Source organism: Pseudoxanthomonas sp. LjRoot204_2 (assembly GCF_056175765.1).
On the sequence record NZ_JBGFFG010000006.1, the window covers coordinates 1 to 23,033 of the forward strand.

Consider the following 23,033-nt stretch of genomic DNA (forward strand, 5'->3'; position numbering starts at 1 on the left):
CCACCACGCTGCCGTCGCCGGTGATCGTGGCGCCATAGATGCCGGGGATGGAGGAGATCTGCGGGCCGACCGGCTTGACCACGATCTCGCGGTTGCCGAGCACCTGGTCCACCGCCACGGCGGCACGCAGGTCGCCGGAGCGTACGAGCAGCAGCGGCACCTGCGGCTGGCCTTCGGCCTTGGCGGCACCCTGCCCGACCAGATGGCCCAGGTTGTACAGCGGGTAGTCTTCGCCGGCGTAGTGGTAGCTGCCGGCACCGGCGCTGAAGCGGGCGTGGCTGATGCGGCCGATACCGCTGACCGCCGCCACCGGCACCGCGAACTGCGTTTCGCCGATCTGCACGAACACCGCCTGGCTGACCGCCAGCGTCTGCGGCAGGCGCAGGGTGAACGTGGCGCCCTTGCCGGGCACGGAACTGATTTCCAGCGAACCGCCCAGCTGGCGCACTTCGTTGTAGACCACGTCCATGCCGACGCCGCGACCCGCCAACTGGCTGACCTTGTCGGCAGTACTGAAGCCGGGCTCCAGGATCAGGCGGTCCAGCGCGCTGTCGGGCAATACGGCGCCCGGTTGCAGCAGGCCGCGCTGCTCGGCGCGCTTGCGGATGGCGTCGCGGTTCAGGCCGGCGCCGTCGTCGGACACCTCCAGCACCATTTCCGATCCCTCGCGGCGCAGCGCGACGTGCACGGTGCCTTCTTCCGGCTTGCCGGCCTTGCGACGTTCCTTCGGTGTTTCCAGGCCATGCGCCACGGAGTTGCGCAGCAGGTGTTCCAGCGGCGCGGTCATGCGGTCCAGCACGTTGCGGTCCATTTCGCCGTGCGTACCGGAGAACTGCAGGCTGACCTGCTTGTGCGTCTCGGTGGCCGCCTGGCGCAGCACGCGGCGCAGGCGCGGCACGATGCCTTCGAACGGCAGCATGCGCGCACGCATCAGGCCATCCTGCAGCTCCGAGCTGACGCGCGACTGCTGCTGCAGCAGGCTGTCGTACTGGCGCGCGAGATCGTCCAGCACGCCCTGCAGGCCACTGATGTCGGCGGCCGACTCGGCCAGCGCGCGGCTGAGCTGCTGCAGCGTGGAGAAGCGGTCCAGTTCCAGCGGATCGAACGTGGGATCCTGCTTGTCGTGCTCGCGCTGGTAACGGGCGACGATCTGCGCTTCCGTTTCCAGGTCGAGACGACGCAGCTGGTCGTGCATGCGGATGTTGGTGCGGTCGAGCTCGGCCATGGCACCGCGGAACGCGCCCAGCTGCTGCTCCAGGCGCGCGCGGTAGATCGCGACCTCGCCGGCGTTGTTGACCAGGCGGTCGAGCAGGTCGGCGCGCACGCGGACCTGTTCCTGCTGGCCCACCGGGAAGAACTCTTCCTCCACCGGCGCGGCGGCCTCGGTATCGATCGGTGCCGACAGCGGCGCGAGTTCGATCGGCGCAGCGGGCGCGTCGGAGACGACGGGCGCATCCGGCAGCTCGATGCCGCGGGCGCGCGCGTTGAACTCGGCGATCATGCCGTCGGGGATCGAGACTGCGCGGCGCGCGGTGACGCGGGCCAGTTGCCCGTGCAGCGTATCGAAGCCGCGTTCCAGCAACTGGATCGCGCGGCGGTCCAGCTCCGTGCGCTGGCCCGCGATCGACTCGAGCATCGTCTCGATCGCATGCCCCAGGTCGCCGACGGCATGGATGCCGGCCATGCGAGCGCCGCCTTTCAGCGTATGCAGGTCGCGCTGCAGGCTGGTGATGAGCGCGCGGTCTTCCGGGGTTTCACGCAGCTTGGCGATCAGGTCGTCGGCGTGGTCGAGCAGGTCGTTGCCTTCCTCGACGAAGATCTCGACCAGGTCCAGGTCGAGACCGGTCAGGTCGAGGGCCTCTTCCGGCTCCGGCATGTCGGCGGGTGCACTGGTCACGGCAGACTCCTCGGCTTCGACGGAGGCAACGGCTTCGACATCCAGCGGCGCCGGTTCCGGCGCCTCGGCCACCTCGACGGTGTCGTCGAAGCCGGCATCCGCGTCTTCGGCCACGGTCGTGTCCTCGACGACGGCGTCCTCGGCGGAGGCAGGCACGTCGCCCCCGTCCACGGCGATCGCATCGGAGGCGGGCGCCTCATCCGTCCCGGCACTGTCGGCGAAGTCCACAGCGATTCCGGCATCGTCGGACGGCACGTGCGACGGATCGACCGTCTCGACAGCATCGTCAGCCATCGCGCTGTCGTCCTCGATTGCGGTCGGAACCTCGGCTTCGTCGGCGATCCCCGCCGATGCGGTCGTGGCATCGGCCGTGTCGATGTCGGTCAGGGCGAGGTCGTCCGCCGTCGCGGCTTCTTCAGCCGTCGACGCCGGCACGGCGTCATCGGCCGCCTCGGCACCTTCATCCGCGGCCTGCGCCCCGTCGGTTTCGGCGAGGAAGGCCGGCAGATCGCCATCGACCGTCAGGGCATCGTCTTCGACGCCGGGCACTGCCTCGTCGGCGGCCGGCGCCGGTGCGTCCGCGATGACCGGCTCCACTTCATAGGCCGCCGGCTCGACGCCTTCTGCGGCAGCCTCGAGCGAAAGCTCAGGCTCGCCGATGGCCATGTCGGTCTGTTCGATGGCTGCCGGYGCATCCGTGGCGAGCGCCTCGACCGGTGCCGGTGCACCCTCCACATCCGCGGCCCGCGTGCGGGGCAGGATGCGGTAATCGATGTCGTAGAACGTCTTGACGTCCTGTTCGACGGGCGTGGGAGCGTCATGCGCCTCGACCGGCGCGAGGGCGTCGGTGTGCTCGTCGGAAGCAGGCAGGGACAGGTCGTCGGATGCTCCGCCCTGCTGCGCCGTCGCGGCAGCGGATTCGCCGGCACCCTGCAACGTCTCGCTGTCGAGGTATGCCGACAGGTCGAGCGCTGCCAGTTCGATGTCGGACGGCGACACCGGCGCGGCCGTGGTCTGGCCGACGTACGTGCCCTGCTGGGTGTCGTCGACGATCTGCGCCCCGTGGCGCACGTCGGGCAGGCTGTCGCCCAGCGCGCGCAACTGGCCCGCGAGTGCGGCGAACACGGGGATGCGCGGCGACGGAGCCTGCAGCGCGGCGACGCTGCGGCGGATCGCCTGCGCGGTATCGGCCAGTGCGGCGACACCTTCCGGCGTGGGCGTTTCGCCCGCGGCCAGCAGGCGCTTGACGTACTGTTCGGCCGGCGCGGTGACCTGGGTGATCTCGGGCACGTCGGCCATCGCCAGCGCACCGTTCATCGTGTGGATGGCGCGCAGCAGATCTTCGCTGACCGGCGTGGCCTCCACCTGGGCCTTCTGCAGCCAGTGGTCGACGGTATCGAGGTGGTTGTCGACTTCGGCCTCGAGGATTTCGCGGAGCACGGCGTCGACCGATGCCGGGGTTCCCTCGGTTTCCGGCTCGAACACGGCTGGCGCGTCGTCCGCGAAGGTGGCCGGCGGCGCGACGGAGGCGGGTTCGACGAAGTCGGCCTCGTCGTCGAGGACCGGCGGTTCCGCGCTGTAGTAGGCGTCTTCGCCCGCCGCCAGCCGGTCTGCCACGTCCTGCAGGCCGGCCAGGTCCGCCGTCACGCTGCCCTGGCCGCGCAGCGCGGCATTGAGTTGGGGCAACGCGTCGCAGGCCTGCTCCAGCAGGACTTCGACGGCGTGACTGGGCGCGCGCGTGCGGTCGAGCACGCGGTTGAGCATGTTCTCGACCTTCCAGCTGAATTMGCCGAGCGTCTTGGCGCCGACCAGACGGCCGCTTCCCTTCAGCGTGTGGAAGACGCGGCGGATCGGCCGCAGGCGTTCGAGGTCTTCGGTATTGCTGCGCCAGGCCGGCAGCAGCTACCGGAGGTTGACGATCTCTTCGTCGAACTCCTCGAGGAACACCTCACGGATGTCGTCGTCGATGTCGGTGGTATCGCCGTCGAAACCGCCTACGACGGCAGCCGGCATGGCGGCCGCTGCGGCAGCGATCTCGTGGCGCAGGTCGGGCAGCGCGTCGGCGTCGGTGTCCGACACGGCAACGGGCRCTTCGGGCATCCCGGGCAGGGCGTCGGCCGGCGCATCCGCCGTGGCGACCTCTTCGCTGTCGACGGTCGGTTCCACCCCTGCCGGGGCGACTTCGATCGTCGGTGCCTCGACGCTGTCGGCTTCCTCGAAGCCGACGGGATCGAACGGGTTCGCCCCGGCATGCGGTGCTGGTGCAGGCGCGGCATCGACCGGCTCGAGCGACAGCTCGCCGAACGACGGGAGCGCGGGTGCGTCGACAGCGGGTGGCGGCACCGGCAATGCCTCGGCCGCGGGCGCGGCGGCGGGCGTCTCGGCGACGACGGTCTCGGCGGGCAGCGGCCAGTAGCGCAGGGCTTCCAGGCTGCCGCGGGTGATCTCGAGGATGTCCTCGCGGTTGGGACGCCGCTCGCGCAGCGCCTCCAGGTAGTACTCCAGGCTGGCCATCGCATCGGCCAGCGTGTCCAGCTGCTGGCCGCCCGGTACGCGTTTCTTGCCGATCAGCTCGCCGCTGACGTAGCGCTTCACGCCGACCACGTAGTCGCCGGCCTGGCCCAGCTCGAGCATGCGCAGGGCACCAGCCACTTCGTCCAGCAGCCGCGGCACCTCCGCCAGTTCGGCGTGATCCCAGTTGGTCTCGATGAACGCGACGAAGCGCTCGCGCGCGCCGGCGAAATTGATGATGGCTTCCTGCGCCAGCACTTCCACCGTGCGCTGCGACTCGGCCGCGCTGGGGTCCGGGCCGGCATCGCCACCGCTGCCCAGGCGCGCGACCTGGTCGTCCAGCGATGCGTCGACATAAAGCAGGGCACCGGCCACGTCGAGCAGCGTGCCTTCGTCGGCGGGACGCGTCCCGGCCACGACCTCGCGCAGCGTGTCGCGCTGCTGCATGACCACGTCACGGGCCACGCCCAGGCCCATCATGCCGAGCGTATCGCCGACATTGCCCAGTTCGGTGACCTGCGATTCCAGTTCGTGCGCGTCGCTGCCGGTGCGCAGGTGCAGGTCGAGCGCGTCCTTGACGCGCAGCAGTTCTTCCTTGACCGCATTGCCGACGGTGTCGAGCAGCTCGCGGTTGCGGCCACTGAGGCTGCTGCGCGCGTGGTCGATCTCGGCCTCGCTTGGCGCCGCATCGTCGCGCGACCCCGGCGGGAACAGCATGCTTTCGTTGAGCCCGGACGCGCCACGCGCCGCGCGGATCTCGTTGAGCAACGGCAGCAGCACGATCGGGATGTCGCGATGGCCTTCCTGCAGCCGCTCCAGATAATCCGGCAACAGCACGGCGCCGCGCATCAGCGTGGAGCATGCTTCGTCGCGATCGCCCGCGCTGCCGTCCTGCAAGGCCTTGGCCAGCAGTTCGAGCTCCTCGGCCACCATCGCCGGCGCATACAACTCCACCATGCGCAGGGTGCCCTGCACCTGGTGCAGGTAGCCGGCGCAGAAGCGCATGCGGCTGGTGTCGGCGGGCGCCTCGACGAACGCCTCGATTTCCTGGCGCACCTGGCGCAGGGTCTCGTCGAGTTCGGGCTTCACCCAGCCGAGCACGGCGTGGCTCATGGCTTCGCGCAGCGCGCTCATGGGCGGGCTCCCGCGGCGACGAGGGAACCGTCAGCCTCGCGCTGCAGGCGGGCGGGATGGCGTAGGAAATTCATGCGTTGCGTCCCGTCCTCAGCCCGGCAGCTTGAAGTCGGCGACCGAACGGCGCAGGTCCGCGGCCAACTGCGCCAGGTGTCCGATGGACTCGGCCGTCTGCCCGGCGCCCAGCGAGGTCTGCGAGGTGATCTGGCGGATCACGCCCATCGTCTGGGTAATGTCCAGCGCGGCGGCGGACTGCTGCTGCGCAGCACCGGAGATGCCCTTGATGAGGTTGTTCAGGTCGTTCGACACGCGCTCGATCTCGCCCAGCGCGGTACCCGCGTCCTCGGCCAGTCGCGCACCGGAGACCACTTCGGCGGTGGTCTGCTCCATCGAGCTGACCGCTTCGTTGGTATCGGCCTGAATGGTCTGCACCAGCGATTCGATGCGGCGCGTCGCGCCCGAGGTGCGTTCGGCGAGGCGCTGCACTTCGTCGGCCACGACCGCGAAACCACGGCCCGCTTCACCGGCCGAGGCCGCCTGCACGGCGGCGTTCAAGGCCAGGATGTTGGTCTGCTCGGAAATGTCGTTGATCAGTTCCACGACCGAGCCGATTTCCTGCGASGACTCGCCCAGGCGCTTGATGCGCTTGGAGGTTTCCTGGATCTGGTCGCGGATCTGGTCCATGCCGCGGATCGTCTCGCGCACCACGCCGGCGCCCTCGGTCGCGATCTGCACCGAGCGCTGCGCCACTTCGGCGGACTCGGTGGAGTTCTTCGACACCTGGTCGATGCTGGTCGCGATCTCGCTGATGCGGTCGGAGGCGGTGGTGATCTGGTCGGCCTGGTGGCCGGCGGCCTCCGCCAGCTGCAGGGCCGTCGCCTGGGTTTCCTGGGTCGACGCGGCCACCTGCACCGAGGTGTCGTTGATGGTGGTCACCAGGTTGCGCAGTTCGTCGACGGCGTAGTTGATGGCGTCCGCGATGGCGCCGGTCATGTCCTCGGTCACCGAGGCCTTCACCGTCAGGTCGCCTTCACCCAGCGAGCTGATTTCGTCCAGCAGCCGCATGATCGCCTGCTGGTTGCGGCTGTTGTATTCCACCTGCGTCTGGTAGCGCATTTCCTGCTCGCGCTGGCGGGTGCGGTACAGCGACCACAGCAGGCCGATGATGGAGACCAGCGCCGCGATGCCCGAGGCGATGCCGAGCCAGAAATTGGGGAACAGGCGCGTATCGCGCACAGAACCGAAGGCCGAGAACGCCTGGAACAGGTTGGTGCTGTCCTGCAGCATCTCGCCCGAACCGTTGGTCAGCGCCGCCGCGGCGGACTGCGCCGCGAACAGGTTGCGCGAGCTGGCCAGGATCGCGTCCAGGTCCTTCTTCATCGCCGTCCACAGCGCCTGCGAATTCTGCAGCGCCGACAGCGCCGCGGCGTTGCGGACGGGCGCGATGCCCAGGTCCGGGTTGCCGTCGCGCAGGCCGTCCAGCACCTGGCCGAACAGCACGGCGTCGCGGCCCAGCGCGTCGCCCGCAGTCGCGGCGCCGGCGCCGCCGGCCCGGATTTCCGTCACGCGACGGGCCATCGTGCCCGCCAGCACCACCTGCTGCAGGGCACTGTAGATCTGCGACGACGGCGCACCGCCGGCCGACATGGCACGCACCACTTCGTTGAGCTGCGCCTGCAGGTTGGGGACCTGGGTGGCGAACCGGTCCGCGTTGCCGGCCAGCGCCAGCACGGCGGCTTCGGACGCGACGATCTGGTCGGCGCTCTTGCCCAGCGGTGCCCAGGTGGCGCTCAGCTTGGCCAGCGGACCGGCGATGGCGCCCTCGCTGCCAAAGCGGCTCTGCAGGCTGGACACCGTGGCTTCGACCGACTGCTTGGTCTCCTTGAACGCCTTGAACGCCTCGGCGTTGCCGGCCACCGCTTCACGGCCCTGGTTGGCCAGCTGCTGCGACAGCACGCGCATGTCCGATGCGCCGGTGCTGGCACCGGACAACCGGCTGCCCTGGTAGGTCGCCACGCCGGTATTGGCACCGAAGACCAGCACCGACAGCGCCAGCAGCAGCAACCAGAAGTTGTTGCCGAAACTGCCGACCTTGCCGGCGCTAGGAGAATCCGTCGCAGTGCTCATCGTTCAACCCCTGGATTGTGCTTGTCGTACGCGCTCAGAGCGCGGTCTGGCGGAATTCGGGCGTGCGCGCCAACAACCCCAGCGCAAAGACGCCCCACCGCTGATCGTCGCTGGCGAAGGCGCGATCGATGAAATGCCCGTAGCGGCCGTCCGCCAGATCCCCCGGCTCGACCTGCTGCGATTCGTGGAAGCTGCGCTGGCCGTACAGCTCGTCGATGGTCAGCGCGACGTCGCCGCCGGCCTGGCGCATCACCAGCACGCGCTGGCCCTCGTGCAGCACGGTGCGCTCGCCTTCGAGGAACTGCTTCAGGTCGACCACCGGGAACAGGTTGCCGCGCAGGTTGCCGATGCCCAGCAGCCACGGGTGTGCGCCCGGCACCGGCGTGACCGGCGGCATCTGCACGATTTCCACCACTTCCCCGAAGTTGGAAATCAGCCGGCGCTTGCCGACACGGTAGCCGACGCCGCGGTACTGGTCCTGGGCGATCTCGCGCRCCGGCTGCAGCACGGCGTGCGCCAGGCTGCGGCGCTCGTATTCGGCGAGCGTGTCGAACGGTGTGCGGATCATCGCCCGCCCCCTGTGCCTTCAGTGCGAATGGTCGCCATGGCGCCAGCCCCTCAGGTGCTGACGTGGGCGCGGATGGCGTCGAGGAGTTCCTCGCGCGTGAACGGCTTGGTCAGGTACTGCTCCGAGCCCACGATGCGCCCGCGCGCCTTGTCGAACAGGCTGTCCTTGGACGACAGCATGATGACCGGCGTGGACTTGAACACCTGGTTGTTCTTGATCAGCGCACAGGTCTGGTACCCGTCCAGGCGCGGCATCATGATGTCCACGAAGATGATCTGCGGCTGCTGGTCGGCGATCTTGGCCAGGGCCTCGAACCCGTCGGTCGCGGTCACGACTTCGCAACCCTCGCGTTTCAGCAGGGTTTCCGCGGTGCGGCGGATGGTTTTCGAGTCATCGATCACCATGACCCGTAGGCCGTGGAATCCACCGGCCTGGCCTTCGTTCTGCGTCATTACCTGATTTCCCCATGCGCGCGTGGCTTCATTGACGAACCGGCCACGCTGCGTTGCTGCCTATATCCCCTATCACGGCGCGCACTGTCAAGCCGCAGCGCCGACCGCCGTTCCGATGAACGGGATGATGCGAACTGCGTCGCAGTTTTCGCCGGCACCCGCGACAGGGTGTTCCACCCGCACGCGGGGCGGCGACCGCACGCGCCCTGATACCATCGCGGCGTCTCCCGCAGAACCCTCCCCATGCCGCTGGACGTCATCGTCGTCATGGACCCGATCGGGTCCATCAAGATCGCCAAGGACACCACCTTCGCCATGTTGCTGGAAGGCCAGCGGCGCGGCCATCGCCTGCACTATGTCGCGCCCGGGCGGCTGTCACTGCGCGACGGCGTGGCGCACGCGCAGGTGGCCCCGCTCACCGTACGGGACGACAAGGCCGACTGGTACACCCTCGGCGAAGCGCATGAGCTCGCCTTCGGTCCGGGCCAGGTCGTGCTGATGCGCAAGGACCCCCCCGTCGACGACCAGTACCTCTACGACACCCACGTGCTGGGCGTCGCCCAGCAGGCCGGCGCGCTGATCGTCAACGACCCCCAGGGACTGCGCGACTACAACGAGAAGCTGGCCGCCCTGCTGTTCCCGCACTGCTGCCCGCCCACGCTGGTCAGCCGCGACCCGGCCGCACTGAAGGCCTTCGTCGCCGAGCACGGCGAGGCGGTGCTGAAGCCGCTGGACGGCATGGGCGGGCGCTCGATCTTCCGCGTGAAGGCCGGCGACCCCAATACCAACGTCATCCTGGAAACTCTGGTCGGTCCCGGCCACCTGACCCTCGCGCAGCGCTTCATCCCGGGCATCAAGGACGGCGACAAGCGCGTGCTGCTGGTCGACGGCGAACCTGTCGGTTACGCGCTGGCCCGCATCCCGCAGGGTGACGAGTTCCGCGGCAACCTGGCCGCCGGCGGCCGCGGCGAAGGCCGGCCGCTGAGCGACCGCGACCGCTGGATTGCGTCGCAGGTCGGTCCGGAGATGAAGCGACGCGGCATGCTGTTCGTCGGCCTGGACGTGATCGGCGACTATCTCACCGAAGTCAACGTCACCAGCCCCACCTGCGTGCGCGAGCTGGATGCGCAGTTCGGCCTGAACATCGCCGGGCAGCTGTTCGATGTGATCGAGAAGAAGATGGCGCGCTGAGATGTCGGCGGTTCCCGTACCACCGCCCAGGATCGGCGCCAACGAACGCCTCGGCGCCACGCTGGCGCTGTCGCTGATCGTGCATGGCCTGCTGGTGCTGGGCGTCGGCTTTGCGCTCGACGACGCCGCGCCCGTCATGCCGACGCTGGATGTGATCCTGAGCCAGACCAGCACGCCGCTGACGCCGAAGGAGGCCGACTTCCTGGCCGCCGCCAACCAGGAGGGCGGCGGAGAAAGCGACCAGGCCAGGCGTCCCCGCGACAGCCAGGCCGGCTGGATCCCCCAGCCCGACACGGGACTGGCGCCTCAGCCGCTGCGCGCGCAGACCACCGCGCCGGCGCCACCGCAGGAAACCCGCGTGGTGACCACGCGCGACAGCGACGCCCGCACGCCTGCCCCGGAAGCCCGCCCGCAACCCGACCAGCCCGAGCTTCCGCAAGGCGAGCAGAAGGTACAGCGCGATGCCGAGATGGCGCGGCTGGCCGCCGAGTACCACCTGCGCTCCGAGCTGTACGCCAAGCGGCCGAAGCGCAAGTTCGTGTCGGCGAGCACGAAGGAATACGTCTACGCGAACTACCTGCGCGCGTGGGTGGACCGCGCCGAGCGCGTCGGCAACCTCAACTACCCCGACGAAGCGCGGCGCCGCCGCCTCGCGGGCACGCTGGTGATCAGCGTGGCAGTGCGACGCGACGGCAGCGTCGAGCAGACCCGCATCATCCAGTCCAGCGGCATCCCCCTGCTCGATTCGACGGCGCAGCGCATCGTGCAGCTGTCCTCGCCGTTCCCGCCCTTGCCGGAAACGGCGGAGAACGTCGACATCCTGCACGTCACCCGCACCTGGCGCTTCCTGCCCGGGGGCGAAGTGCGCGACGAGTGAGCGTCAGGGCGCCAGGGCGCCCGGCAGGCGGAGATTCCTGCGCAGGTACCGCCGCAGTTCCGGGTCCGGCGATGCCGGGGGCATGCCACCGAGTTCGCGATGCAACATGGCTTCGATGAGGTAGGCGCGCGCCTCCCGGGCGATCGGCGAGCCGCCGTCGTGGCCCGCCTGCGCGTCGACCAGCAGTGCGACCTCCTTGTTCGCCAGTTCCAAGCGCGCGGCGTACTCGACGACGCCTGCAAGTCCCACGCGGCGGTCCTCGCCGCCTGCCACCAGCAGTACCGGCCGCTGCAGGCGGTCGACATTCGCCAGCGGGGACTGCGCGTGCAGGCGCGCCATCGCCTGAGCATCCGCCACGTCGATGCCCTGCCCTCGCAACCATGTCTCCATCGACACGGCGCCGCCGATATCCAGCGCCTCGGGATTGCGCAGCACCCAGCGCAGCACCCAGCCGAAGTCCGGCGGCGGCACCGTGGCGACCGCCACCTTGAACAGGTCCGGCGTGAAGGTGACGCCGAGCAGCGCGGAATATCCCCCGAAGGACGCGCCCGCGATACCGACGCGGTCCGGGTCGCCGACGCCCTGCGCCAGCAGCCAGCGCGTTCCGTCGGTGATGTCGCGCTGCACCCGGCCGTTGCCGAAATCCGCACCCGCGGCGAGCACGTAATCGCGACCATGACCGGTCGATCCGCGGAAGTTGGGCTCGAACACCGCATAACCGCGGTTGGCGAGCAACTGGCTCAGCGACCGGTACTCGGGCTTCCAGTGATTCCAGGGCCCCCCATGGGGCACCACGACCAACGGCAGCTCCGCGGCATCGCGCCCCGGCGGCAGCCACAGGAATCCGTGCAGCGCGCGCCCATCCGATGCCTTCCACGTCAACGGCAGCGGCCGTGCGAGCGATGCTTCGGGCACCACGACCGCCGCACTGCCGCCGCGACGGTCCACCGGCGTTTCCTCCAGCAACGTCGACAGGGTCCGTGAAGCCGGATCGTAGAGATGCCAGCGCCGCAGGGGATTCTGCGGCGACGATGCCTCCACCAGCCAGCGCGCCTCGCGACCCACGCCGAGTTGCAGGGCAAGGTCGCCGCCCGCCAGCTTCGAGCGCAGGACCGCCAGGTGTGCTGCATCGTCGCGGTCCAGCGCGTGGAGCGTGGCGGCCGTGCTGCGGTAGGCGACGAAGCGTGGCCGCCGGTCGACAGGATCCTCGATGATGCTGTCCACGTCCGCCACGCGGTCGGGATCGGCATGCACGACGTGCAAGCGTCCTTCGCGCGACAGCCGTGCGACGCGCGCGAGATCCCCGTCCAGGTCGGTCCTCACCCATGCCGAGCCATCGGTCGCGATGCCCCGAAGTGCGCAGCGCCGGCTGGGGTCGTGGCGCACGACCTGCGTCGCGACCGCCCGATCGATAGCGACGATGGCAAGGCCGTCGGCTTCCACGCGCTGCAGCCAGGCCACCGTGCCGTCGTCCCGGAGCAACGCATCGACGATGCGCTGGCGGTCCTGCCACACCACGGTGCGCCGTCCGCGCATGTCCACGCGCACCAGGCGCCAGGCGCGCGGTGCGGCGACGGTGCCTTCGCGTTCCACGAGGAGTACGGCCGCAGGCTGGCTATGGTCGACATCGAGCATTGCGGTCGCGCTGCCATCGCCCAGCGCAGCGATGCGACCGGAACCTCCCTGTCCCGCCACGGCGATCGCCTGCAGGTCACGCGCCGACCGCAACAGCAGCCAGCGTCCGTCATGACTCCATTCCAGCGCCTGTGCCGCCGTGTCCGCCAGCAGGCGGCGGGGTTCGCGGTCGGCGACGACGTGCAGCCACAGCTCCTGGTGTTCGCCGCGCTCGCGCAGCCACGCCACGCGACGTCCGTCCGGCGATAGGCGGATGTCGATGATCGAGCCCCGTTGCAGCAAGACGCCGCGCGGCAAGACCGGTGAAGGCGCACGCGCGCGCTCCGTGGCGAGGTAGCGGACCAGTGCCGTGTCGGCTGCCGCTGATGCGGGCGCCGACGTGAGCATCGCGACCGCCAGCCACAGCGATGCCCACGGACGCCTGCAGGCGCCGGAAGAGAGAAGGCTCATGCGGTTCTCCGGGAGGGGTCGAGGGCGGTAGCGGTCAGGCCGTCGCTGGATGGGACGGATTCATCGCGAGTGCGGTCTCGCGTGTTGGCACCAGTAGCCAGAGACTGCCCAGCGCCGGCAAGCCGATCAGCCCGCATGCCGCGACCCAGCCCCAGCGCGCGGCCGGCGAGAGCCCGGTCAGCGAGGTCCGCCAGAACGCTGCGACCAGCGACAGCAGCGACAGCACGCCTGCCAGCCAGGCCATCGACATCGGACGTGGCGCGGGATGGACGACATCGAGCGGCAGCGGCGGCGAGAACAGGTCGCGCGCTGCCGTTTCGATCATCGACAGGAKCGGAGAAGGCCACCAGTCGCGGTAGCGGTAGACAGGCGGATAGTCGAAGGCCAGCGCCCGGCGATGCACCGTTTCGATACGGCCATCGTCGTGCGTGCGCAGCGTGATCTGCACGGGCGCGGCGCCATCGGCGTGCGACTTCGCCGAGAAGGCGAGCGAGATGAGGTGGCCATCGACCAGTTCGATCATGTCCAGATTGCGCAGGTCGCCCATCGCGCCCGGCAACGGCACGCGTAACCGGGGCGATACCACGGCATCGTCTTCCACCAGCGGGCGTCCGTCGTAGAAGTACAGTGCGCGATCGCTGAGCATGCCCACGCCCTGCCCCAGCGGTCCGCCCCCCATCAGTGCTTCGCCCGTCCTCACGCGCAGGCGCGGCACCACTTGGCGTTGCTGGCTCCTGTACTGGTACAGAGTGTCGCCGCCGACCAGCACCGCATCCCCGGGGTTCATGCCCGGCAACCCGTCACCGGGCAGTACCACGGCAGGAAACGGCGCGTGCGACGGACCCACGCCCAGCGTGCCCACCGCCTGATTGTCGGCAAGACGATAGCCCTGCAGGCGCATGTCGTCGTGGCTGAACACCCAACGTTCGCGGCGCTCTCCGTCGTCGAACTCCATCGGGCGGAAATTGGCCAGTTCCTGGCGTTGCGGCAGCTTGGGCACCTGCACGCCCAGCCCCTCGGGATCGGACAGGCGAATCTGTTCCCGCAGCAACGCGGCATCGGGATGCTGGCTGCCGCGCAGGCCCGCGATCATGCGGTCCCTTGCATCCATCTTTTCCACTTCGTTGTGCCCGCCAGGGGGTGGCGCCGGGGTATTGTTCGGATGGCTGCCCTGCATGACCCACAGCATCTCGATGCAGAACAGCAGTACGAGGAGCGCAAGGTGCAAGGCCACTTGCAACGGCAACGCGACAGCGGCGGTCGCCAGCAGGTGGCGCGGAGGCGAATCCAGGTCGGCGGCGAAGGCGACGCGCAACAGCAGCGCCAGCCAGGCCASTACGACCAGTTCGACCGCGATCATCGCCGGCCCATATGCACGGCTGACCAACAGCCAGACCAACAGCGCCAGTGCCGCGCCGGACCAGCGCCAGCCGCGCAGGCCGCAGAACGCACCTGCAAGGTAGGCGGTGGTGGCGATCAGCCAGCCCGAAAGGGGCAGCAGCCAGTGGCGCGCATCGACGACGCGCGGCGTCAGGGTCTCCTGCCAGGCTGCGATGGCCAGCAGCGGGAGCGCCACGGCGACTGCCAGCAGCACCGACGCCGACGCCGACAGCGCGAGGGCGATGCGACCGGGCGGCATCGGCCTGTGCAGCAGGCTCACCCATTGGCTGGGCTTGCGGTAACTGCCCATCTGGTACAGACCGAGCAACAGACCGCACAAGGCGTACACGCCGCCGATCACACGATGCACGAGCAGCGGTTGCTGGCCCAGATCGACCACGCGTGCCATGAAGGCCAGGGCCAGCACGTGCACCACCGCCGCGAGTACCGCCCAGGCGCGGAAACGGACGAGCTCGCTCCTGAAGAAATCGAACATGGGCATCTCCTCAGGCGGCCGCGGGGGCGGCGTGGTTCTTGGCCAGGAAACCGTTGACCGCACGGTCCAGGCTCACCGGCATGCACTGGAGCGAGCGCGCTCCCTGCGCCCGCAGGAAGTCGGCGAAGCCTTCGTCCTGGTCCAGCACGAGGTAGTGGTGCAGGCCATCCAGGCGTTGCACTTCAAGCAGGCCGGGCACGGTGCGCGGGTCCGGACCCTTGAACGGAACGTCGGCGATCCATAGCGACACCCGCGCCGTGAAGTCTTCGGGCGCGGACATGTGCTTCAGCTGCCCGCGCTCGAGGATGATGAGGTTGTCGGCGACGCGCTCGATCTCCTCCATCTGGTGCGAGCAGTACACCACCGTGCAGTGTTCGGCGGCGGTGCTGTACAACAGCGACTCGAGGAATGCGCGCTTGGCCACCACGTCAAGCCCCAGCGTCGGCTCGTCCAGCACCAGCAGTTCGGGCGATTGCGCGAGCGCCAGCGCCAAGTTGAATCCCGCGCGCTCACCACGCGAGAGCTGCGACACCTTCTGGCGCGGCAGCACGTGGTAGTGGCCGATGACATCGTCGTACGCCCGTGCATTCCAGCGTGGGTACTGGTGCTGCTGCATGGCGCGCACCTGATCGACCCGCATCCATCCCGGCAGCGTGTGTTCTTCGTTGACGAACCCGATGCGGCTGCGGTCGTCGGGCCGCAGGCACTGGCTGTCGCGGCCGAGGATGCGCGCCGCCCCCGACGACGGTGGCAGGAAGCCGAGGAGGATGCGAAAAAGCGTGGACTTGCCGGCGCCGTTGGCACCGACGATCGCATGGATGCGTCCGCGCGGCACCGCCAGGTCCAGGTGGTCCAGCGCCAGCTTGCGGCCGTAGCGGCGGGTCAGCGCGCGAGTTTCGATGACGTAGTCGTCGGACATGGATGCGCGTCCTGCTCAGGCGGTGCGGCGCGGCGACCATCGCCGCAATTCGTGCGAGACGCGGGCTTGCACGTCGTCGGGGGGGAAATCCAGCGGGATAACGTCGTTGACGAAGCGTCCGATGGCATCGTCCAGGCGTCGTTCGCGTTCGGCATCGGACAGGCGCTGGCGTGGCGCCGCCACGTACAGCCCCATGCCCTGGCGCGACGCCAGCCAGCCCTCCGTGGTCAATTCCGCATAAGCCTTGGCCACGGTGTTCGGATTTATCGTCAGTTGCTGGGCCAGGCCGCGCACGCTGGGCAACTGGTCGCCGTGCTTCAACTCACCGGCGGCGATCTTCAGCCGAATGCCGTCGATGATCTGGCGGACGATCGGCCGCGCGTCGCCGGTGGCGATCTGCAACATCAGGGGAGTGGTACGGGCCATGGCGGGATTCGCTCAACTGTACTAATACGAATAGTACAGTCTGCGCGATCCGGGTCAACCATGACCGATGGCATCCCCCGGCGGAAAGCCCGGTCGGCTCAGCTGCGCGCGGCGCGCAGCGCTTTCTGCTCGTCGAGGGTCAGGGCGACGTTGTTGCGCAGGTAGGCGGGTTCGACATGTTCCGGCGCGATCCCCTCGCCACGCATGAAGGCATCCGCCGCCAGCTTCGCAAGATCCGACGCATGCGGCAGCGCATGCGCATCGATGCGGGCGAAACGCGTCTCCAGTCGGGCGGCGAGCACGCCCCCGGAGGCCGCGAAGCCGGTCCCCACGCCGACCCAGCCACGCGCGTCGCCGGCCAGCACGTAGTCCGCGGGCGCGACCACCGCTTCGCCGGACGTCGCCTCGAGGCGATCGCCACGGTGCACGAACGTGCCGGTGTAGATCTCGCCCATGCGCGCGTCGATGGCGGCGAGGATGGCGCGCGGCGCGGCGACGTCGCAGCCGCCCTCGCCCGCGCTCACCGGCGGCGGCGGCACCTGCGCCGCGAGCACGGCGAGCGTAGACACCGGTACCAGCGGCCGATCCAGCGCCAGCGCGATGCCCTGCGCCAGCGCGATGGCCAGGCGCACTCCGGTGAAGGCACCGGGGCCGCGACTCAGGGCGATCGCATCGAGCTGGCTGCGCGCCAGGCCGGCCTCGGCGAGCAAGGCTTCCGCCCAGGGCAAGGCGAGTTCGGCATGGCGGCGCGGCGCGACGTCGAAGCGCTCGCGCACCTCGCCATCGACGTAGACGGCGATGGAACAGGCTTCGGTAGAGGTTTCGAAGGCGAGCAGCTTCATGGGGCGTGCGCAAGGAGCGAAGCGGTTAGCTTAAACGCGGCAGGGCCGCGATCAGAAGCGTGCATCGGCGAACCAGTCGTCCGCGTCGCCGGCGGGCACCGCTGGCGGCGCGGCTTCCTCGATCTCGGCACCGAAGAAGCGCTGGACGTCCTGCACGCGCTGGGTTCGACGGAACGGGGGCAGCGAATCGAGGAAGACGCGCCCGTAGGGTTTGCCGGTCAGGCGCGGATCGCAGAGCACCAGCACGCCGCGGTCGGTTTCGCTGCGGATCAGCCGGCCCACCGCCTGTTTCAGCGCGATGACCGCCTGCGGCAACTGTTCATCGCGGAAAGGATTGCCGCCGGCACGGCGTACCGCTTCAAGGCGCGCCTCGAACACCGGATCGTCGGGCGCGGCGAACGGCAGCTTGTCCACCACCACCACGCTCAACGCGTCGCCGACCACGTCAACGCCCTCGCGGAAACTCGCCGCGCCCAGCAGCACGCCGTTTCCCGATTCGCGGAAGCGCTCCAGCAGGGTGCCGCGCGGCGCCTCGCCCTGCACGAACAGCGGCCACGGCCCGCCCCGCAGCGCGTCGGCGGCTTCGCGCAGCGCGCGATGCGATGCGAACAACAGGAATGCGCGCCCCTGCGAGGAGACCAGCACCGGTCGCAATGCCGCGATCAGCGCCGCGCCGTAACCGGGCGCATTCGGATCCGGCAATCCGGTGGGCAGGTAGCACAACGCCTGCTGCGGCCAGTCGAACGGGCTCGGCTGCAGCAGCGTCGGCGGATCGTCCAGTCCCAGCCGCACGGCGAGATGGTCGAAGCGCCCCCCGACCGCCAGCGTGGCGGAGGTGAACACCCACGCGGCGCGCGATTGCTCGCGGTGCTGGCGCAAGGGCCCGGATACGTCCAGCGGGGTGCGCTGGCAGCGGAAGGCGCGTGGCGTCAGTTCGTACCAGAGTACGTCGCCGGCGCCCTCGTCCGGGCTGGGATCATCGTCGAATGCCCCCTTGCGCGACGGCGCCTGGTACCAGCGCGAGAGCCGCGTGCCGAACTCCTTCGCCCGTGCGGCGCAGGCCTCCAGCCCCAGCGATGCTTCGGCCAGCGGCGCGAGCGCCGCCGACAGTTCCTCGAGCGCAGCGGACAGCACCTCGAAGCCGGCCGCCACCTCCGGCTTGGCCAGCAGGCGTTCGCGTGTCCCGCGTGCCGGCAGGCCTTCCATCGCCGCGCGCAGTTCGCGCAGCGCCTGCTCCAGCGCGCGCACCGGCGGTTGCAGGGCGGACAGCGCACCGGCGGCATCCTTGGATTCGGCCAGGCAGTCGCGCGCCAGCTCCTGCAACGGGCGCATGCCGAAACCTTCCCCGAAGAAGTTGGCCGCCAGTTCCGGCAGCTGGTGCGCTTCGTCGATGACGAACGCCTGCGCACCCGGCAGGATCTCGCCGAACCCCTCCTGCTTCAGCGCCAGGTCGGCGAGCAGCAGGTGGTGGTTGACGACCACGATGTCCGCGGTTTGCGCGCGCTGGCGTGCCTGCACCACGAAGCAGTCGTCCCAGAACGGACACTCGCTGCCCAGGCAGTTGTCGATGGTGGAGGTGACCAGCGGCAGCAGCGGCGAGTCGTCGGGCAGCGCCGCCAGCTCCGCCATGTCGCCGAGCTTGGTGCGCCCACCCCAGGCGACGATGCGCTGGAACTGGTCCACGTGCTCGCGGCTGGTGAACGTGGTCCGCAGCGCCTGCGGATCACCCTTGGCCTGGTTGAGCCGGTAGCGGCACAGGTAGTTGCTGCGCCCCTTGAGCAGCGCCGACTTCAGCCCGGCCACGCCGAGCGCATCGCGCACGCGCGGCAGGTCGCGGTGGTACAGCTGGTCCTGCAGCGCACGAGTGCCGGTGGACACGATGGTCTTCAGTCCGGACAACAGCGCAGGCACCAGGTACGCGAACGTCTTGCCGGTGCCCGTACCCGCCTCCGCCAGCAGCACGTCGCGCGCGTCGAAGGCGTCGGCGATCGCCGCCGTCAGTCGCTGCTGGGCGTCACGGGGCGCAAAGGCGTCGAGTCGTTCCGCCAGGGCGCCGCCCTCACTGAGGGCGTCGCGGCTGGCCTGGGCTAGCTGGGACATCGGGAAAGCGAAAGCGGCGTATGGAGGCAAGGGTACCGCGTCGCGACTGACGCGGCGCCCTTCACATGCGCTCGATCACCGGCACGGTGCAGGCATCACGCCGGCTTTCGGCCTCGGTGATCGAGGCCTGCAGGGTGGCCGCGCGTGCCGCGTGCTGCGCGGCATCCTCGGGCGTGTGGCGCACCGGCAGCGCGGGCTGCACGGCCTGTTCATGCTGCCGCACCTGGCGCACGGTTTCCCAGTGCTGCCGGCACAGCGGACCGACCTGCGAACCCAGCTGGAAGGCACGCTGCGCCAACGTGTCGGCACGGGCGTAGTCGCCCTGCAACAGCGCCACTTCGGCACGCTCCTGCAGGACGGCGGGATCTTCGGGCACGAGCAACAGGGCCTGGTTCAATGCGTCGGCCGCGGCGGCGGCGTTGCGCGCGGCAAGCGCTTGCTGCGCGCGCTCACGCAGGTCTTCGACCTGCGGATCACGCAGCGGCTGCACCGCCAGTTCGCGGTCGTCATCGCCCGCTGCAGCACGGATGGCGGCGACGCGCTGCTCGGGGGTCAGGGGATCGCGCGCGGCGGGCGCTTCCGGCGCGGGCGCCGAGGCGCAGCCGGCGAGGAACACCAGGAACAAGGGAAATGCAGGCTTCGTCATCACGGTTGCGGCGGCGGCGTCTCTTGAGGGGGCGGTGCTTCGTCTTTCTTGCGGTCCAGGCCGAACCAGCTGCGCCACCCGCCGCCTTCCGACTCTTCGCCCTCCATCACCGGCTCTTCGACCACGCAGGCGGCATACGCGGGCGCGAAGCCGGAGACGAACGGGAGTTGGCGCGCTTCCGGGCAGCTCGCGTCGGTGCTGTTGGAGCCGACCACCCACTGCCAGTCCAGGCCCTTGTCCGACACCTTGAGCGGTGCGCTCGGCAGGCGCGAGAACAGGCCCGACCATACGCGCATCGCACCGGTGCCGCCGTAGAGGCCGGTCTGTTCGTTCTGGTCGTTGCCCATCCACACCACGGCCAGGTGATCGCCCGTATAGCCGGCATACCAGCTGTCGCGGCCGTCGTTGCTGGTGCCGGTCTTGCCGGCGGACTGCAGCCGGCCCAGACCGTCGCCGATCAGCTGGCGACCGGTACCGTTGGACACCACCTGCTGCAACGCCACCGTGATCAGGTTGGCGGCGATGGAGTCGCCCTCCTGCGCCGGTGCCGGCGTCTTGTCGTAGCGCTTGAGCAGCTTGCCGTCGGGATCGAGGACGCCGCGCACCGCATGCAGCGGCTGGATTTCGCCACCGGAGGCGAGGAACTGGTACAGCTGCGCCATCGCGTACGGGCTCTGGTCCGTCGCGCCCAGGATCAGGGCCGGATTCGGCTCCGCCTGGATGCCGGCCAGCACGCGGATGAGCTGCGCCAGGCGGTCCGGTTCGACCTTCATGCCCACCCGCACGGTGGCCTGGTTGTACGACCGCGCCAGGGCATCGACCAGGCGAACCGTGCCATGGCTGCGACGGTCGGAATTGGCCGGCGTCCAGCGGCGGCCCTTGCCCAGCTGCACGGTCACCGGCGAATCGTCGACCCACGACGCCAGCGAGTACTGGTCGGGCTGGGCCAACGCGAGCAGGTAGACGAAGGGCTTGAGCAGCGAACCCACCGGACGCTGCGCCTCCACCGCGCGGTTGAATCCGATCTCCGACACATTGCGGCTGCCGACCACGGCCAGCACGTCGCCGTCGTGCACGTCCGTCACCACCATCCCGGCCTGTAGCGGCGGTCGGCGCTTGTTCTCGAGCGCCTTGATCGTGCGCATCACCGACGCTTCCGCGTACGCCTGCGCCGACGGCGACATGCCGGTGAGCACGCTCAAGCCCGCGCCCTGCAATGCGCTTTCGGGGTAGTCACGCGCCAGCTGGCGGCGCACCAGATCCACATAGGCGGGGAAGCGATTGGCGGCAGCCATGCCCGGCGTCTTGGTGACGCCCAGCGGCGCGGTGCGCGCGCGCTTGTATTCGGCATCGTCGATGAGGCCCGTCTCGTGCAGCTTGGAGAGCACGTAGTCGCGACGTTGCGTGGCGCGCTCGGGATTGCGGCGCGGGTTGTACCAGGACGGCCCCTTCACCAGTCCTATCAGCAGCGCCACCTGTTCGGTGGTCAGGCTGTCGAGGTCGCGACCGAACCAGAATTCGGCGCCGGCCGCGACCCCGTGGATAGCCTGGCTGCCGCGTTGTCCCAGGTCCACCTGGTTGAAATACGCCTCCAGGATCGTGCGCTTGTCATAGCGCGCTTCCAGGATCAACGCGTACAGGATCTCGTTGAACTTGCGCGTCGCAGTCTGTTCCTTGCCGATGCCGAGCAGGCCGCTGCGCGCGAGCTGCTGGGTCAGCGTGCTGGCGCCCTGCTTCGTATCGCCGCCCGACCGCACCAGCAGCCATGCCGCTCGCACCATGCCGGACAGGTCGACGCCGTGGTGATCCTTGAAATCGCGGTCCTCGACCGCCTGCAGCCCGGTCACCAGCAGTTCGGGCACTTCCTCCAGCCGCACGAGGCGGCGTTCTTCCTGTTTCTGTCCGTACAGCGTGGCGATGCGCGCCGGATCCAGCCGCGCCGCCTTGAGGTTCTGCTTGCGCGCGAGGTCGCGCACCACTGCGATGCGCCCATTGGACAGGCTGACCTGCACGCGGCGCGGCGCCACCCGACCGTCCACGTCGATGTAGCCGCGGCTGGAAATGGTGAAGCGACCTCCATCGCGCGCGTAGGTACCCGGGCTCTCGCCGGTGCCGTCGTCGCGATACGACGCCGCATCGAGTTCCGTCTTCAGCGTCTGCGCATCCATCGCCAGGCCCGGCGCGACCTGCAGCGGACGCGCGTACACGCGGGTCGGGATCTGCCAGCGCAGTTCGCCGAAGCGCTCGCTGACCTGGTGGTTGAGGTACAGCGTGTAGGGGATCAGGAAACCCAGGCCCAGGCCAACCAGGGCGAGGCCCCATGTCAGCAGGCGTTGCCGCCAGCCGGGCCCATCGCCGTCGTCGATGTCGTCTTCGTCCAGCGCTTCGTCGTCGTAGTCGTTGCGGGCCACAGGGGATGCGACAATGGGAATTCGGGCGAGTCTAGCGCAGCCACCGAGGGTGCGCCCGGCCCGCTTCCCCCCTGCTCAGCTGGAGTTGCAACGGAATGTCGATGTCGTGGGCCGACGTGCGCTTCATGCTGGAACGCGCGCGTGGCCTGGTCCGGCGCGGTCTTGCCAGCCTGCGCACGCGTGGCCTGGGACCCACCTGGGCGCGCGTGCGACGGCAGTTCGCGCGCCACGTCCCGCCGATCTCCACCCCGCTCTACCTCCCCGCCGACCTACCCTTCGCGCCGTTCGCCGTGCCGGCCGGCCAAGCGCCGCGCGCCAGCATCATCATCCCCGTCTACAACCAGGCGGCCTGCACGCTGGCCTGCCTGCGCGCGCTGGCGGACCATCCGCCGGCCGCATCCTGCGAGATCATCGTGGTGGACGACGGTTCCACCGACGATACGGGCGAATGGATGCCGCAGGTCGCCGGCCTGCGCTACCACCGCCGCACCACCAATGGCGGCTTCATCGCGGCGTGCAACGATGGCGCCGCGCTGGCCACGGGCGATTGCCTGGTGTTCCTCAACAACGACACCGTGCCGCAGCCGGGATGGCTGGATGCGCTGCTCGCCACATTCGACACGCAGGCGGGCATCGGCCTGGTGGGCGCGCAGCTGGTGTATCCGGACGGACGCCTGCAGGAAGCCGGCGGCGTCGTGTTCGACGATGGATCGGCCTGGAACTATGGCCGCTTCGACTCTCCCGACGATCCGCGCTATGCGAGCCTGCGCGACGCGGACTACTGCTCCGGTGCCGCCATCGCGATTCCCGCGCGACTGTTCCACGCGCTCGGCGGATTCGACACGCGCTATTCGCCGGCCTATTACGAGGACACCGACCTCGCCTTCGCCGTGCGCGCGTACGGCCTGCGCGTCGTCTGCCAGCCCGCGTCGCGGGTCGTCCATCTGGAGGGCGTCACCTCCGGCACGGAC

The 23,033-nt window shown here is 69.7% G+C and carries 15 protein-coding genes and 2 pseudogenes; 3 read left to right on the top strand and 14 right to left on the bottom strand.

What is annotated here, in order from left to right; all coding sequences use genetic code 11:
• The 6 genes and pseudogenes from AC04L7_RS00645 to pilG all read right to left on the bottom strand — a co-directional run.
• Positions 1-2,314: pseudogene (locus AC04L7_RS00645) on the bottom strand (chemotaxis protein CheA); the annotation flags it as partial.
• Between the two features lie 807 nt (positions 2,315-3,121).
• Positions 3,122-3,799 (bottom strand): annotated as a pseudogene (locus AC04L7_RS00650) (Hpt domain-containing protein); the annotation flags it as partial.
• Positions 3,800-5,542 carry an Hpt domain-containing protein gene (locus AC04L7_RS00655; RefSeq protein WP_475512368.1) on the bottom strand — a complete coding sequence of 581 codons (1,743 nt, stop codon included), beginning with the start codon at positions 5,540-5,542 and terminating at the stop codon, positions 3,800-3,802.
• Between the two features lie 90 nt (positions 5,543-5,632).
• On the bottom strand, positions 5,633-7,669 hold the full coding sequence (locus AC04L7_RS00660) for a methyl-accepting chemotaxis protein (RefSeq protein WP_435997078.1): 2,037 nt from the start codon (positions 7,667-7,669) through the stop codon (positions 5,633-5,635).
• A gap of 34 nt (positions 7,670-7,703) precedes the next feature.
• Positions 7,704-8,234 (bottom strand): chemotaxis protein CheW, encoded by a 531-nt coding sequence (locus tag AC04L7_RS00665; protein ID WP_475512371.1) that lies wholly within the window; start codon positions 8,232-8,234, stop codon positions 7,704-7,706.
• 53 nt (positions 8,235-8,287) lie between these two features.
• Positions 8,288-8,689, bottom strand: a complete 402-nt coding sequence (gene pilG, locus AC04L7_RS00670) for a twitching motility response regulator PilG (protein ID WP_162110591.1) — start codon at positions 8,687-8,689, stop codon at positions 8,288-8,290.
• A 243-nt stretch (positions 8,690-8,932) separates the two neighbouring features.
• Between pilG and gshB the strand changes: the two genes are divergently transcribed.
• The gene (gshB, locus tag AC04L7_RS00675) at positions 8,933-9,880 is read left to right on the top strand and encodes a glutathione synthase (RefSeq protein ID WP_435997076.1); all 948 of its coding nucleotides are present in this window, start codon (positions 8,933-8,935) and stop codon (positions 9,878-9,880) included.
• 1 nt (position 9,881) lies between these two features.
• The gene (locus AC04L7_RS00680; RefSeq protein WP_296282772.1) at positions 9,882-10,757 is read left to right on the top strand and encodes an energy transducer TonB; all 876 of its coding nucleotides are present in this window, start codon (positions 9,882-9,884) and stop codon (positions 10,755-10,757) included.
• A gap of 3 nt (positions 10,758-10,760) precedes the next feature.
• Here AC04L7_RS00680 and AC04L7_RS00685 read toward each other — a convergent pair whose 3' ends face one another.
• The 8 genes from AC04L7_RS00685 to mrcB form a co-directional block, all read right to left on the bottom strand.
• Entirely contained in the window at positions 10,761-12,842 is a 2,082-nt protein-coding gene (locus AC04L7_RS00685) for a S9 family peptidase (protein WP_435997073.1), read from the bottom strand.
• Positions 12,843-12,876: 34 nt separating this feature from the next.
• Complete coding sequence (locus tag AC04L7_RS00690; protein ID WP_475512369.1) at positions 12,877-14,718, bottom strand: hypothetical protein; 1,842 nt, start codon at positions 14,716-14,718, stop codon at positions 12,877-12,879.
• A gap of 10 nt (positions 14,719-14,728) precedes the next feature.
• Positions 14,729-15,637 carry an ABC transporter ATP-binding protein gene (locus AC04L7_RS00695; RefSeq protein WP_296282775.1) on the bottom strand — a complete coding sequence of 303 codons (909 nt, stop codon included), beginning with the start codon at positions 15,635-15,637 and terminating at the stop codon, positions 14,729-14,731.
• Between the two features lie 15 nt (positions 15,638-15,652).
• Positions 15,653-16,063, bottom strand: coding sequence for a GntR family transcriptional regulator (locus AC04L7_RS00700; protein ID WP_435997069.1), 411 nt, complete (start codon positions 16,061-16,063; stop codon positions 15,653-15,655).
• Positions 16,064-16,161: 98 nt separating this feature from the next.
• Complete coding sequence (gene tsaB, locus AC04L7_RS00705) at positions 16,162-16,905, bottom strand: tRNA (adenosine(37)-N6)-threonylcarbamoyltransferase complex dimerization subunit type 1 TsaB (RefSeq protein ID WP_435997067.1); 744 nt, start codon at positions 16,903-16,905, stop codon at positions 16,162-16,164.
• Between the two features lie 51 nt (positions 16,906-16,956).
• Positions 16,957-19,005 (bottom strand): DNA repair helicase YoaA, encoded by a 2,049-nt coding sequence (locus AC04L7_RS00710; protein WP_435997065.1) that lies wholly within the window; start codon positions 19,003-19,005, stop codon positions 16,957-16,959.
• A 61-nt stretch (positions 19,006-19,066) separates the two neighbouring features.
• Entirely contained in the window at positions 19,067-19,651 is a 585-nt protein-coding gene (locus AC04L7_RS00715) for a hypothetical protein (protein WP_435997063.1), read from the bottom strand.
• Positions 19,651-22,032 (bottom strand): penicillin-binding protein 1B, encoded by a 2,382-nt coding sequence (gene mrcB, locus AC04L7_RS00720; RefSeq protein ID WP_436000961.1) that lies wholly within the window; start codon positions 22,030-22,032, stop codon positions 19,651-19,653. The genes AC04L7_RS00715 and mrcB overlap by 1 nt, the downstream gene beginning before the upstream one ends.
• 125 nt (positions 22,033-22,157) lie before the next feature.
• Between mrcB and AC04L7_RS00725 the strand changes: the two genes are divergently transcribed.
• The coding region (locus AC04L7_RS00725) for a glycosyltransferase family 2 protein (protein ID WP_475512370.1) at positions 22,158-23,033 on the top strand (876 nt) is incomplete at its 3' end.